Source organism: Limnohabitans sp., assembly GCF_046052825.1.
GTDB lineage: Bacteria > Pseudomonadota > Gammaproteobacteria > Burkholderiales > Burkholderiaceae_C > Limnohabitans.
Genome location: NZ_JAVLFP010000060.1, coordinates 87,323 through 101,043, shown reverse-complemented (window position 1 = coordinate 101,043; position 13,721 = coordinate 87,323). Strand labels below are relative to the sequence as shown.

Genomic DNA, 13,721 nt, shown 5'->3' with positions numbered 1-13,721 from the left:
AACCTTTGCGCCGCTTTGGAGACGTCGACTGGGGGACAAACCCCCGGGTTAACTGGCTACTTTGGTGAAGGCGAACTCACCCGGAGCACGGACTGGATCCACGCTCACCGCGATGTGGTCTTTGGGTCCAAATTTGCCCTCTAACAAGAGCTTTGACAACGGGTTCTCAATGCGTTGCTGGATGGCGCGTTTGAGGGGACGTGCACCAAAGACAGGGTCAAAACCGACCTTGGCCAATTCAGCCAAGGCTGCAGGTGAGACCTGCAACCCGAGGTCCATCTTGGCCAGACGCTCGGAGAGCACCTTGAGTTGGATGTCTGCAATGCGCGCAATGTGCTGCGCATCGAGGGCATGAAACACCACGGTTTCGTCAATGCGGTTCAAAAACTCAGGACGGAAATGGCTCTTGAGCTCATCCCAGACAGCATCTTTGATGTCTTGCGGGTCCTGTCCCACCATGCTTTGGATGATTGGAGAACCAATGTTGGATGTCATCACGATGACCGTGTTTTTGAAATCCACGGTGCGTCCTTGACCATCGGTCAATCGACCGTCGTCGAGCACTTGCAACAAAATATTGAAGACATCGGGATGTGCTTTTTCCACCTCATCGAGCAGCAACACGCTGTAAGGCTTGCGTCGCACCGCCTCGGTCAAGTAGCCACCTTCGTCATAGCCCACATAGCCGGGTGGTGCACCGATCAAACGGCTGACAGAGTGCTTCTCCATGAATTCACTCATGTCGATGCGAATCATGTGGTCTTCGCTGTCAAACAAGAAGCCCGCCAACGCTTTGCACAACTCCGTTTTTCCAACACCCGTTGGGCCAAGGAACAAGAAGGAACCGGTGGGGCGATGGGGGTCACCCAAACCAGCACGGGAGCGACGAATCGCGTTGGCCACAGCCGTGATGGCCTCCTCTTGACCCACCACACGTTGGTGCAACTTGTCTTCCATCTGCAGCAACTTGTCACGCTCACCCTGCATCAACTTGGACACAGGTATTCCCGTGGCACGTGCCACCACTTCAGCAATTTCTTCAGCCCCCACTTGGGTGCGCAACAACCTGTGTCCACCTGACTTGGCAGCTTTGCTGGTTTCGTTGGCGTTGGCTTCTTTCAAGCGCTTTTCCAGCTCGGGCAACTTTCCATACTGGAGCTCAGCCACCTTGTTGAAGTCCCCTTTGCGGGTGAACTCTTCAATTTGGTGACGCAGGCGGTCAATTTCTTCTTTGATTTGCGCGCCGCCATGGGCGGATGCTTTTTCAGACTTCCAAATCTCTTCCAAGTCCGCATAGTCTTTGCCGAGTTTGGTGATTTCTTCTTCCAACAAACCTAAGCGTTTTTGGGAGGCCTCATCCTTTTCTTTACGCACGGCCTCGCGTTCAATTTTGAGCTGGATCAACCGGCGATCCAACTTGTCCATCACTTCGGGCTTGGAATCAATTTCAATCTTGATCTTGGCAGCAGCTTCATCGATCAGGTCAATCGCTTTGTCAGGAAGAAATCGGTCTGTGATGTAACGATGTGACAACTCAGCCGCCGCAACAATGGCGGGGTCGGTGATCTCTACGCCATGGTGAACTTCGTACTTCTCTTGCAAGCCTCGCAAGATGGCAATGGTGGCTTCAACCGAAGGTTCGCCAACGATGATTTTTTGAAAACGACGCTCTAAAGCCGCATCTTTTTCAATGTACTTTCGGTATTCATCCAAGGTCGTCGCGCCCACACAGTGCAGTTCACCGCGCGCCAAAGCAGGCTTGAGCATGTTGCCCGCGTCCATGGCCCCCTCGGCTTTGCCAGCCCCCACCATGGTGTGCAGTTCGTCAATAAAGACGATGGTTTGACCTTCGTCCTTGGCCAATTCGGTGAGCACGCTTTTCAGGCGTTCTTCAAACTCACCACGGTATTTGGCTCCCGCCAACAAAGCCGCCATGTCCAGTGACAACACCCGCTTGCCTTTGAGTGAGTCAGGAACTTCACCCGAGACAATGCGTTGTGCTAGGCCTTCAACGATCGCCGTTTTACCTACACCAGGCTCGCCAATCAGGACCGGGTTGTTTTTGGTTCGTCGTTGCAAAACTTGAATCGCACGGCGAATTTCATCGTCACGGCCAATCACGGGATCGAGCTTGCCGCTGCGCGCACGCTCGGTCAAATCAACGCAGTACTTTTTGAGGGACTCGCGCTGGCCTTCGCTCTCAGCGTTGTCCACCTTTTGTCCACCCCGCACAGCGGTGACCGCGGCCTCCAAGCTGTGTCGGCTCAACCCGTTGTCACGCGCGAGCTTGCCCCAATCGCCCTTGTGATCGCAAAGCGCCAGCAAAAACAACTCGCTGGCAATGTATTGATCGCCACGTTTGATGGATTCTTTCTCAGCCGCTTGGATCAGCGACACCAAATCACGCCCGACCTGCACCTGCTCTTGCCCTTGAACTTTGGGCAAACGGTTCATGGCTGTTTCGGCAGCTGTAGCCAACCCGGCCACGTTGACGCCAGCGCGCTGCAGGAGCGACTTGGGGCCGTCATCTTGTCGCAACATGGCCACCAATACATGCGACGGTTCGATGTAGGCATGGTCGTTGCCCAGTGCCAAAGTTTGGGCTTCGGAGAGTGCTTCTTGGAATTTGGTGGTCAGTTTGTCGAGACGCATGAAAACTCCGCAATCAGATGTTGAATGACTCAGTAGCTGAGGCTGTTGCCACACTTTTCAAGTGGCTCGCTCAAGACCAAGATTGACATAGGTCAATGAATTCAAGCCCAAAGCACCGCGTCACATGGGTCAAAAGGCTGCCCGAGGCTGCTCGCACCACACGCCCGGGGGTCAGTCCGCGTTGTGCGCTTGAATGCCCCAACGCGCCAAGGCCTGGTCATCACTGACGCGCGCGTCGACCCAACGCGCACCATCTGGGGTGACTTCTTTTTTCCAAAAGGGGGCTTGCGTTTTGAGGTAATCCATCAAAAACTCACATGCCTGAAAGCTCATGCCACGGTGCGCCGAGGTCACGGCCACCAAGACGATTTGGTCCATCGGCTGCAACAACCCCACGCGGTGAATCACCTTGGCGGCATAAATATCAAAACGCTGCTGGGCTTGCGCCATCATGGCTTGGATCGATTTTTCGGTCATCCCTGGGTAATGCTCCAGCTCCATGCTTGAAACTGAACTGCCTTCATTGCGCTCACGCACCGTGCCCACAAAACTGCACACGGCACCCACGCGGGAATCTCCTTGGCGCAAAACCGACAACTCCTGACTGACGTCAAAGTCTTGAGTTTGGATGATCACGCTGAAAGACATGATCAACCACCGGTCACTGGAGGAAAAAAGGCCACCTCACAGCCTTCGGACAAGGTTGCAGTCGCCTCGCACAGGTCTTGGTTGAGCGCCATGCGCACCGCTCGTCCTTGGGCCAGCGCCTCGGCGTAAGCCCCGCCACGTGAGATCAACTCGGCTCGCAACTCAGCCAACGAGGCCGCTTGGGTATCTAAGGCTTCACTGCCACAACCCACAGCCTCGCGGATCGATGCGAAATAACGCACCGTCAAATTCATGACAACCACTCCGCAAAGGAAATAAACTGAACTGTGTCACCTTTTGCAATGGTTTGACCGGCAGGGTTATCGACCACACCATCGCCCCAGACAGCAGAGGTGAGAACGCCAGAGCTTTGGTTGGCAAACAAGTCCAAGCCACCTTGGGCATTTCGCTTGACACGCAAAAATTCACGCCGCTTGTCTGCGCGAAGCCAATCAAAATTCGCGGTCTGTGCGGTACGGGTGATGTCTGTGTTTTTCAAACCTTGCAGCGCCAACACAAAGGGGCGAACCAGCAACAAGAAGGTGACAAAACTAGACACTGGATTGCCTGGCAAACCCATGAAATGGCATACCCCGGCGGTTGGATCGGCACGATTCACCTGACCGTAGGCAAACGGCTTGCCGGGTTTGATGGCGAGCTGCCACAGATTCAAGGTCCCCAAGGCCTGCACAGCAGGTTTGATGTGGTCCTCTTCCCCCACAGACACGCCACCACTCGTCAACACCAGATCATGACCAGCGGCGGCATCGCGCAAGGCTTGAACTGTGGCTTCACGCTGGTCGGGCACGATGCCCAGATCCGTGACTTTACAACCCAGGCGCTGCAGCATGGCGCGCAGAAAAAAACGGTTGGAGTTGTAAATAGAGCCCGCAGCCATGTCTTGGGGCGCCACATCTCCTGGCATGACCAGTTCATCACCGGTTGAGAACAATGCCACGCGGGGTCGAGCGGCCACGTGCAACTGCGCCATGCCAATGCTGGCCGCCAGGCCCAAAGAAGCGGGGGTGAGGCGATCGCCCGTCAACAACACCTTGGAACCAAGGGTGACATCCTCGCCGGAGCGGCGAATCCACTGCCCGGCTGGCGTGGGTTTGAGGACCTTGACGTATGACGGCTCCATCGGTTCGCAATCCTCTTGCATCACCACAGCATCAGCACCTTCAGGAATAGGCGCACCGGTGAAGATACGCGCGGCCTCCCCAACACCCAAAGGCGCGCCCTGAGTACCCGCAGGGATGCGCTGCGTGACACGCAGCAGCGCACCGGCTTGTAGGCAATCGGACGCTCGCACGGCATAGCCATCCATCGAACTATTGTCTTGCGGTGGCACTTGCAAACCAGCCGTCACATCTTGCGCCAGAACACGACCATCGGCCTCAAAAGTCGAGACCCTCTGAACGCCAGACAAAGGCTTGGCATGTGCCAACAGCTGGGGCAAGGCTTCATCTAAAGACAACAAGGCAGGTCGCGTCATATCAAAGGTGGGGTGTAGTCAAATCGGTCTTGGTGGGTGAGCAACCAATCGCAGACAGCTTGAGGATCGTTCAAATCTAGCACAGGACGCTGCGTAGGTTCTGGCAATGCCTCAGGGGTATCGGTGGCAATAGCCACCACAAAGTCGTCTTCTGGGTAGCGCACGGGCTGCCCTGAAGACAGGCGCCAAACCTCAATTTTTTGCAGATCGCTGTGCTTGAAGCCCTCAACCAAAACCCAGTCGACACCGTCGTAGACTTCGGCCAACAAATGATGCACCGAAAGCTGGGTGGGTTGTTCAAATTCACGTTGCAAAACCAACCGTCGGTGCGATGCCAACACCACTTCAAATGCTCCGGCTTCCCGATGGCGCCAACTGTCTTTGCCTGGATGGTCAATGTCAAAGTCGTGGTGCGCGTGCTTGACCACAGACACACGCAGGTGGCGCATTCGCATGACACCGATCATTTGCTCCACCAAGGTGGTTTTTCCGGAGCCAGAAAAACCAGCAAAAGCCACCACCTTCATGAATGAGCGCAGTGCTGGCGAATGTAATCTTTGACCAGTGTCACGTCAGCAGCCATCACGCGTACCCGGCGAGGTAAAAGCTCTAGGCCATCAAACTTTGAAGGTCGTTCAGGCTCTTGGTTCAGGGCCTCGACGATGGTGGCCGCAAACTTGATCGGCAAAGCGGTCTCAAGCACCACCATGGGCACGCCTGCAGACACATGCTCACGGGCAACTTTGATGCCATCGGCCGTGTGCGTATCCACCATTTGGCCAAAGGCTTGGTGGACCGAGCGAATGGTCTGCAACCGATCCGCATGGGTGCTTTTGCCACTGACAAATCCGTAGCGTGCATGCGCTTGCTCAAACAGAGGATCTGCGCTCAAGTCAAATCGACCATTGGCCGAAAGTTCATGCCGAAACAGGGTGTCGACGCGGGCACCATCACGGCCCAGCAGGTCAAAGACAAAGCGCTCGAAATTGCTGGCCTTGGAAATGTCCATGGAGGGACTGGATGTTTCATGGGTGTCGGCACTGCCGCGCACACGGTAGACGCCCGTTCGGAAAAACTCATCCAACACATCGTTTTCATTGGTTGCCACCACCAGTTGGGCGATCGGCAAGCCCATCATGCGCGCCACATGACCCGCACACACATTGCCAAAGTTCCCACTCGGCACGGTAAAACTTGCCTGCTGCGCATTGTCTGAGGTGACTTGAAAATAACCAGCAAAGTAATAGACCACCTGAGCTAACAAGCGTGCCCAGTTGATGGAGTTGACTGTGCCAATTTTGTACCGGCTCTTGAAGTCCAAATCATTGGACACTGCCTTGACCAAATCTTGGCAATCGTCAAACACACCTTCAATCGCGATGTTGTGGATGTTTTCATCCAGCAGACTGAACATTTGCGCTTGCTGGAACGGGCTCATGCGCCCGTGTGGGCTGGTCATGAAGACACGTACGCCGTGTTTGCCGCGCATGGCATATTCGGCCGCGCTTCCTGTGTCACCACTGGTGGCACCAAAAATATTGAGCTCTTCGCCACGGCGAGCTAACTCGTACTCAAACAAGTTGCCAAGCAGTTGCATCGCCATGTCCTTGAATGCCAAGGTGGGCCCGTTGGAGAGGGCTTCAACGAAGACACCCGGCTCCAGCGGACGCACGGGGACGATGGCGGCTGTGCCAAAAACTTCTGGGGTGTAGGTCTTGATGCACAAGGCCTTGAGGTCATCGGCTGGAATGTCGTCGATGTAGAGGGAGAGCACCTCATACGCAAGGTGGGCATATCCCTTCGACGCGTAAACACTTCGCAAACGCGCCAACTCAGTCCCTGCCACTTGAGGATAGTGTTGCGGCAAGTAAAGGCCGCCATCGGGGGCCAAACCTTCCAACAAGATTTCGCAAAAACGTTTGCGTTCTGGGTGGCCGCGGGTCGACAGGTATTGCATCAGTTGAGCTCTTCTTTGCGGATACGCGTGATAGGTGCAAGAACCGTGGTGAGTTGCTGCATTTCAGCCAAGGCTTGGTTCATTTTGGCTTCTGGGCAGTCATGGGTCAGAATGATCAGGTCGGTGTAGCTCTCGCCCTCACCCGCTTCACGCTGAAGAACCGCGTCAATGCTGATGTCGGCGGCAGCCAAAATACCCGTCACCTTGGCCAATACACCCGCTTGGTCGGCCACGCGAAGGCGAAGGTAATAACTGGTCACCACTCGGTCCATGGAGAGCATCGGCAAGTCGCTCATCGCATCGGGCTGGAATGCCAGATGCGGTACACGGTTCAGTGGATCCACGGTGTGCAAACGTGTGATGTCCACCAGATCGGCGATCACTGCGCTGGCCGTAGGCTCGCTGCCTGCGCCTTTGCCGTAGTACAGGGTCGTCCCCACAGCATCGGCGTGCACCATGACGGCGTTCATCGCGCCCTCGACATTGGCAATCAGGCGCTTGGCGGGCACAAGACAAGGGTGAACTCGCAGCTCAATGCCGTGCGCCGTGCGCTTAGAAATCCCCAAGAGCTTGATGCGATAGCCCAGCTGTTCGGCATAGCGAATGTCTTGTGATTCCAGCTTGGTGATGCCTTCTACATAGGCTTTGTCAAACTGAACTGGCACCCCAAACGCAATGGCCGACATGAGGGTGGCTTTGTGCGCGGCATCCACACCTTCAATGTCAAACGTAGGGTCTGCCTCGGCATAACCCAAGGCTTGCGCTTGCTTGAGCACGTCATCAAAAGCCAAGCCTTTGTCGCGCATCTCAGACAAGATGAAATTGGTGGTGCCATTGATGATGCCCGCCAACCACTGGATGCGGTTGGCCGTGAGACCTTCGCGCAGGGCCTTGATGATCGGAATCCCCCCTGCCACAGCAGCCTCAAATGCAACCATCACGCCTTTCTGGTGTGCGGCGGCAAAAATTTCTGTCCCATGCACAGCGAGCAACGCTTTGTTGGCCGTGACCACATGCTTGCCGGCTGCAATAGCTTCCAACACCAATTGCTTGGCAACGCCGTAGCCACCGATCAATTCGACCACGATATCGATCTCAGGGTTGGCGATGATTTGGCGGGCATCGCCGACCACTTGAATGTCGCTGCCTACGATGGATTGGGCTCGGGCCGTATCCAAATCAGCCACCATGGTGATTTGAATCGGTCGCCCAGCTCGGCGTTGAATTTCTTCTTGGTTGCGTTGGAGCACTTCAAAAGTGCCTCGTCCCACGGTGCCTATGCCGAAAAGGCCTACTTGTATCGGTTTCATGCGGAATGTTTGTGACGGTAGTTTTCTAGGAATTTGGCGATGCGCGCAATGGCTTCGCGCAAGTCATCTTCATGCGGTAAGAACACGATGCGAAAGTGGTCGGTACTGGGCCAGTTGAATCCTGTCCCTTGCACCAACATGACTTTGGTTTCTTGGAGCAATTCCAAGAAAAAATGTTGGTCATCTTGGATCGGGTAAACCTTGGGATCCAGACGTGGGAACATGTAAAGTGCAGCCTGAGGTTTGACACAACTCACGCCGGGGATTGCGCTGATGAGTTCATAGGCCAAATCGCGTTGCTTGCGCAACCGACCACCCTCCCCCACCAAATCGTTGATGCTCTGGTACCCCCCCAAAGCTGTTTGGATGGCCCATTGGCCTGGCACATTCGCGCACAGCCGCATGTTGGAGAGCATGTTCAAGCCCTCGATGTAATCTGTGGCGGGCTTTTTGTCACCCGAGACCACCAACCAGCCTGCTCGATACCCACAAGAACGGTAGCTTTTAGACAAAGAGTTGAAGGTCAACGTCAACACATCTTGGCTCAGGCTGGCGATAGGCGTGTGCTTGATGCCGTCATACAGCACCTTGTCGTACACCTCGTCAGCAAAGATGACCAAGCCATTTTCACGGGCCAGAGAGACGATCTGCTTGAGCAAGTCATCAGAATACAAAGCTCCCGTGGGGTTGTTGGGGTTGATCACCACAATACCTTTGGTGTTCGACGTGATCTTGGCACGGATGTCGTCGAGGTTTGGCATCCAGCCATTGTCTTCATCACAGAGGTAATGAACGGGTGTGCCGCCAGACAGACTGACCGCTGCCGTCCACAATGGATAGTCAGGTGCTGGCAGTAATAGCTCGTCGCCGTTGTTCAACAACGCGTTGGTGGCCATCACAATCAATTCGCTGGCACCGTTGCCCAAGTAAATATCATCCAGCGTGACACCTTTGATGCCTTGTTTTTGGGTCTCGTGCATGACGGCTTTTCGAGCCCCAAAAATGCCTTTGCTGTCCGAATAACCTGCCGAATTGGGCAAATTTCGGATCATGTCTTGCTGAATCTCTTCTGGCGCATCAAACCCAAACACGGCCAAGTTGCCGATGTTGAGCTTGATGATCTTGTGGCCTTCCTCCTCCATTTGACGGGCTCGGTCCATGATGGGACCGCGTATGTCATAACAGACGTTGGACAGCTTGTTGGATTTTTGGATCTTCTTCAAAGTCCCTCCGGGGGCGCTTTTACGGGTGAAAACCTATAATTTGACCACAGAACTCGCACGCTTCAAGCACACCACCTCGACAACCCACCATGAAACTGCAACCCGACCGAATCGATGTGCCCTCTGTCACGGGGTATGGCCCCGGATGGGTGGCCATCCAGGGGGAAAAAATTCACCACAGCGTGGTCATCTCATCGAACGGCGCTCAACTCGATTGGCAATGCGAGCGGTTTGAAGACTTAGAGCCCTCGCATTTTGCGCAACTGGCCCAACTTGATGTCGAGTTGGTTATTTTTGGCAGCGGACGTTTGCTCCGTTTTGTATCCCCCGGCTGGATTCAAGGCATGATGGAAAAACGCATCGGTTTGGAAACCATGGACACCCAAGCAGCCTGCCGCACCTACAACATCTTGGCAGGCGAGGGCCGCAAGGTGGCTGCGGCACTGTTGATAGACAGCCCAATGAAGTGTTGAATCCGCCACGAGTTGGTCATCTGGGCGAAATACAAGGTCCGATTTGATTTCAAGTTAAAATAACAGGTTGCCGTTGGGGGCGTCTAGACAGTTGCCCCAGACCATCGGCCGTCTTTACTGTCACACCTGATTGAAGCGCTATGGCAATTGTTGTCAACAAACCCCTTCCCGAATTTGAAGCCAATGCCACGGGTGGCATCAAGGTGTCCAACAACTCGCACACCGGACAAATGTTGGTGCTGTACTTTTACCCCAAGGACAACACGCCTGGGTGCACCACAGAAGCGATGCAATTCCGAGACAAATACAAAGATTTCGTCAAAGCCGGTGCTGTCGTGTTTGGGGTCTCTCGTGACAACATGAAGTCGCATGATGACTTCAAAACCAAACTCGAACTACCCTTTGAGTTGATTGCGGACACCGAAGAAAAGATGTGCCATATGTTTGGCGTGGTGAAAAACAAAATCATGTACGGCAAGAAAGTCAAGGGCATTGAGCGGAGCACCTTCTTGATTGGCGCTGACGGTCTGCTCAAAGAAGAATGGCGAGGACTGAAAGTACCAGGTCACGTGGATGATGTGCTCAAAGCCGTCAAAGTTTTGAAAAAGGCAGGTGGCTGAACGATTCATGCCCAACAACCGTCATGGGGCTCGGGTATAGTGGCTCTATGACGATGAAAGACGAGAACACGTTTCACCCCACAAAAGCCGCTTGGACACCAGGCGGCTTTTGCGCTTTTTAAGCCTCATGCCTGCGTTTTAACCTTCCTTTTGACCATCCCATGCCACTGCCTCCTGCACCTACCAAACGCGCCGCCATACTGAGCAATGAAGGCCTTGAAGCCGCCACAAAATCTCGTCCAACGCGCAGGGCTTTGGTCCAAGACGAGGAAGCCGATCACAGCCCAGACACGACATCGTTTGAAGCGCCGCAACACGCCAGCCACGACATCAGCCCAAAAGCCCACGTGCACCTGACTCCCGTCCAGGCCAGCGAGAAAGCTCGACCTCCAGAGCGCCGACCTGTGGCTGCCCGTCAAACGACTTCGGTTGCAACATCCCCTAAAAAGGCCAAACGAAGCGGGCCTGTCAAACTGTTTGTGCTTGACACCAATGTGTTGATGCACGACCCCATGTGCCTGTTCAACTTCGAAGAACATGACATCTTTTTACCCATGATCGTGCTGGAAGAGCTCGACAGCAACAAAAAAGGTGTCACTGAAGTCGCGCGAAATGCACGGCAAACCAGTCGGACATTGGATGCATTGGTGGCCAACCACGGCGCTGACATCACATCAGGCTTGAAACTCGACAGCACCGGCCATCGTCAAGTGGGTGGGCGATTGTTCTTTCAAACCCAAACACTCGACTTCAATTTGCCAGCCAGCCTGCCCCAAGGTAAGGCCGATAACCAAATTCTGGGGGTTGTCGATGCATTAAGGCTGCAACATGCCCCCCGTGACGTGGTGCTGGTCTCCAAAGACATCAACATGCGGGTCAAAGCACGCGCATTGGGCTTGGCGGCAGAAGACTATCAAAACGACAAGACGCTCGAAGATGGGGACTTGTTGTACTCTGGCGCCTTGGCCCTTCCGCATGATTTCTGGATCAAACACGCCAAGTCGGTGGAAAGCTGGCAAAGCGGCAGCCAGACCTTCTACCGTTTGGCTGGACCCATCGTGCCAGAGTTGCACATCAACCAGTTTGTCTATTTCGAGGCCCCTGGCGAACCCAGTTTGTATGCCCGGGTGACTGAAATCCGTGGCAAAACGGTGGTTTTGAAAACACTCAAGGACTTCAATCACCTCAAGAATGCTGTTTGGGGCGTCACCACCCGCAACCGCGAACAAAACTTTGCCATGAATTTACTGACAGATCATGAGATTGATTTCGTCACACTCACAGGCACAGCGGGTACGGGTAAAACCTTGATGGCTTTGGCCGCTGGCTTAACGCAAGTGCTCGACGAGCGTCGTTACACCGAAATCATCATGACACGCGCCACGGTGAGTGTGGGTGAAGACATTGGCTTTTTGCCAGGCACCGAAGAGGAAAAGATGGGCCCATGGATGGGCGCTTTAGACGACAACCTTGAGGTATTGGCCAAGACCGAAACCAGCGCTGGCGAATGGGGTCGGGCAGCCACCAGTGAATTGATTCGCAGCCGTATCAAGATCAAGAGCCTGAACTTCATGCGAGGGCGAACGTTCTTGAACAAGTACCTGATCATTGACGAGGCGCAAAATTTAACGCCCAAGCAAATGAAGACATTGATCACGCGAGCGGGTCCTGGAACCAAGATTGTTTGCATGGGCAACTTGGCTCAAATTGACACGCCTTATTTGAGTGAAGGCTCTTCCGGATTGACCTTTGCCGTGGACCGGTTCAAAGGTTGGCCGCATGGCGGTCACATCACATTGGCGCGAGGCGAACGCTCTCGATTGGCAGACTACGCCAGCGACGTTCTCTAAGACTCAGAAGTCGCCGTTGTTGTAACCACTGGCCAAACTCTCAAACTTGGTCAGAGGTTTCAAGAAGGCCAGCTTGACTGTGCCCGTGGGTCCATTGCGTTGCTTGCCGATGATCACTTCAGCAACACCGGGCTCTTTGGATTCTTTGTTGTAGTAATCATCGCGGTAAATGAACATGATCACGTCAGCGTCTTGCTCAATGGCGCCTGACTCACGCAAGTCACTCATCATTGGGCGCTTGTCCGTGCGCTGCTCCACACTTCGGTTCAACTGAGACAATGCAATCACGGGGCATTGCAATTCTTTGGCCAGCATTTTCAAGCCACGTGAAATCTCACCAATTTCAGTTGCACGGTTATCTCCTCCGCTGCTGTTTGAACCGCTCATCAACTGCAAATAGTCGACCACGATCAAACCCAATTTGCCGCACTGTCGCGCCAAACGACGGGCGTTTGCACGAAGTTCACTCGGAGTCAATCCTGGCGTTTCGTCAATGTGCAAAGAAACATTGCGTAATTTTTCGATCGCCTCGGTCAAACGCGGCCACTCGTCATCACTCAATTTACCGGTTCGCAAATGGCCTTGGTCAATCCGACCAATCGAGCCCACAATACGCACCGCCAATTGTGAAGCGCCCATTTCCATAGAGAAAACGGCAACCGGCAATCCTTCATTCAAGGCCACATGCTCTGCTATGTTGATCGCCAAGGCGGTCTTACCCATGGAGGGACGAGCAGCCAAGACGATCAAGTCTCCGGGCTGCAGGCCAGACGTCATGCGATCAAAGTCAAAGAATCCGGTAGGTACACCCGTGATGTCGTTTTGGTTGTCGGCCATCTCTTGGACGCGATCCAACAAATCAACCACCAATTGAGGCATCGCTTGGAAGCCTTGCTTCATCCGCGAGCCCTCTTCCCCTATGTTGAAGATTTTTTGCTCTGCCTCGTCCAAGATTTGTGCCACGGCACGCCCTTGGGTGTTGAATGCGTTGGTAGCGATCTCGTCGCTGGCGCTCACCAGCTTGCGCAAAATTGAACGCTCACGCACGATTTCGGCATAACGACGAATATTGCTGGCGCTCGGCACATACTGCGCCAAGGCATTCAAGTAGCCCAGACCACCGATCTCCTCCGCTTTTCCCAAGGCCTGTAAATGCTCATACACCGTGATCACATCCGCTGGACGGCTGGTGTTGACCAAGGCCCCAATCGCCGCATACACCTGCCGGTGCTCATAGCGGTAGAAGTCTCCATCCACCAACAAATCCCCGACCCGATCCCAAGCACCGTTGTCGAGCAACAACCCGCCCAACACACTGGACTCTGCTTCGATCGAGTGCGGAGGAATGCGCAATTGAGCGATTTGTTTATCGCTTGAGAAGCCTTCTTCAAGGCCTGATAAAACAGCTGACATAGGATTCCTGTGAATGCGACATCCTAAGCCCTTGGCGCATACAAGTCATGGGATAACCCTGTGGATAAGGCTGGGGTTAG

At 54.3% G+C, this 13,721-nt stretch carries 12 protein-coding genes; 3 read left to right on the top strand and 9 right to left on the bottom strand.

Features of this window, described 5'->3' with window-relative positions; all coding sequences use genetic code 11:
- Positions 1-48: 48 nt before the first annotated feature.
- The 8 genes from clpB to ACKWJN_RS10410 form a co-directional block, all read right to left on the bottom strand.
- Positions 49-2,652, bottom strand: a complete 2,604-nt coding sequence (gene clpB / locus ACKWJN_RS10445) for an ATP-dependent chaperone ClpB (protein WP_408596661.1) — start codon at positions 2,650-2,652, stop codon at positions 49-51.
- Positions 2,653-2,823: 171 nt separating this feature from the next.
- Positions 2,824-3,300 (bottom strand): molybdopterin synthase catalytic subunit MoaE, encoded by a 477-nt coding sequence (moaE, locus tag ACKWJN_RS10440; RefSeq protein ID WP_408596659.1) that lies wholly within the window; start codon positions 3,298-3,300, stop codon positions 2,824-2,826.
- Between the two features lie 2 nt (positions 3,301-3,302).
- Positions 3,303-3,554, bottom strand: a complete 252-nt coding sequence (moaD, locus tag ACKWJN_RS10435) for a molybdopterin converting factor subunit 1 (protein ID WP_408596657.1) — start codon at positions 3,552-3,554, stop codon at positions 3,303-3,305.
- Complete coding sequence (gene glp, locus ACKWJN_RS10430) at positions 3,551-4,795, bottom strand: gephyrin-like molybdotransferase Glp (protein ID WP_408596655.1); 1,245 nt, start codon at positions 4,793-4,795, stop codon at positions 3,551-3,553. The genes moaD and glp overlap by 4 nt, the downstream gene beginning before the upstream one ends.
- A complete protein-coding gene (gene mobB / locus ACKWJN_RS10425) occupies positions 4,792-5,322 on the bottom strand; it encodes a molybdopterin-guanine dinucleotide biosynthesis protein B (RefSeq protein WP_408596654.1) in 531 nt (176 codons plus the stop codon). The genes glp and mobB overlap by 4 nt, the downstream gene beginning before the upstream one ends.
- Positions 5,319-6,752: a threonine synthase gene (gene thrC / locus ACKWJN_RS10420; protein WP_408596652.1), complete on the bottom strand. Its 1,434-nt coding sequence runs from the start codon at positions 6,750-6,752 to the stop codon at positions 5,319-5,321. Before thrC ends, mobB begins: the two co-directional genes overlap by 4 nt.
- The gene (locus ACKWJN_RS10415) at positions 6,752-8,062 is read right to left on the bottom strand and encodes a homoserine dehydrogenase (protein WP_408596650.1); all 1,311 of its coding nucleotides are present in this window, start codon (positions 8,060-8,062) and stop codon (positions 6,752-6,754) included. The genes thrC and ACKWJN_RS10415 overlap by 1 nt, the downstream gene beginning before the upstream one ends.
- A complete protein-coding gene (locus ACKWJN_RS10410) occupies positions 8,059-9,285 on the bottom strand; it encodes a pyridoxal phosphate-dependent aminotransferase (protein ID WP_408596648.1) in 1,227 nt (408 codons plus the stop codon). The genes ACKWJN_RS10415 and ACKWJN_RS10410 overlap by 4 nt, the downstream gene beginning before the upstream one ends.
- A gap of 89 nt (positions 9,286-9,374) precedes the next feature.
- Between ACKWJN_RS10410 and ACKWJN_RS10405 the strand changes: the two genes are divergently transcribed.
- From ACKWJN_RS10405 to ACKWJN_RS10395, 3 genes are all read left to right on the top strand, one after another.
- A complete protein-coding gene (locus ACKWJN_RS10405) occupies positions 9,375-9,758 on the top strand; it encodes an Mth938-like domain-containing protein (RefSeq protein ID WP_408596646.1) in 384 nt (127 codons plus the stop codon).
- A gap of 140 nt (positions 9,759-9,898) precedes the next feature.
- Positions 9,899-10,378 carry a peroxiredoxin gene (locus ACKWJN_RS10400; protein WP_408596644.1) on the top strand — a complete coding sequence of 160 codons (480 nt, stop codon included), beginning with the start codon at positions 9,899-9,901 and terminating at the stop codon, positions 10,376-10,378.
- 161 nt (positions 10,379-10,539) lie between these two features.
- Positions 10,540-12,228 (top strand): PhoH family protein, encoded by a 1,689-nt coding sequence (locus ACKWJN_RS10395; RefSeq protein WP_408596642.1) that lies wholly within the window; start codon positions 10,540-10,542, stop codon positions 12,226-12,228.
- 3 nt (positions 12,229-12,231) lie between these two features.
- On the opposite strand, the gene dnaB is transcribed toward ACKWJN_RS10395, so the two are convergent.
- Complete coding sequence (gene dnaB, locus ACKWJN_RS10390; RefSeq protein WP_408596640.1) at positions 12,232-13,641, bottom strand: replicative DNA helicase; 1,410 nt, start codon at positions 13,639-13,641, stop codon at positions 12,232-12,234.
- Positions 13,642-13,721 lie beyond the last annotated feature (80 nt).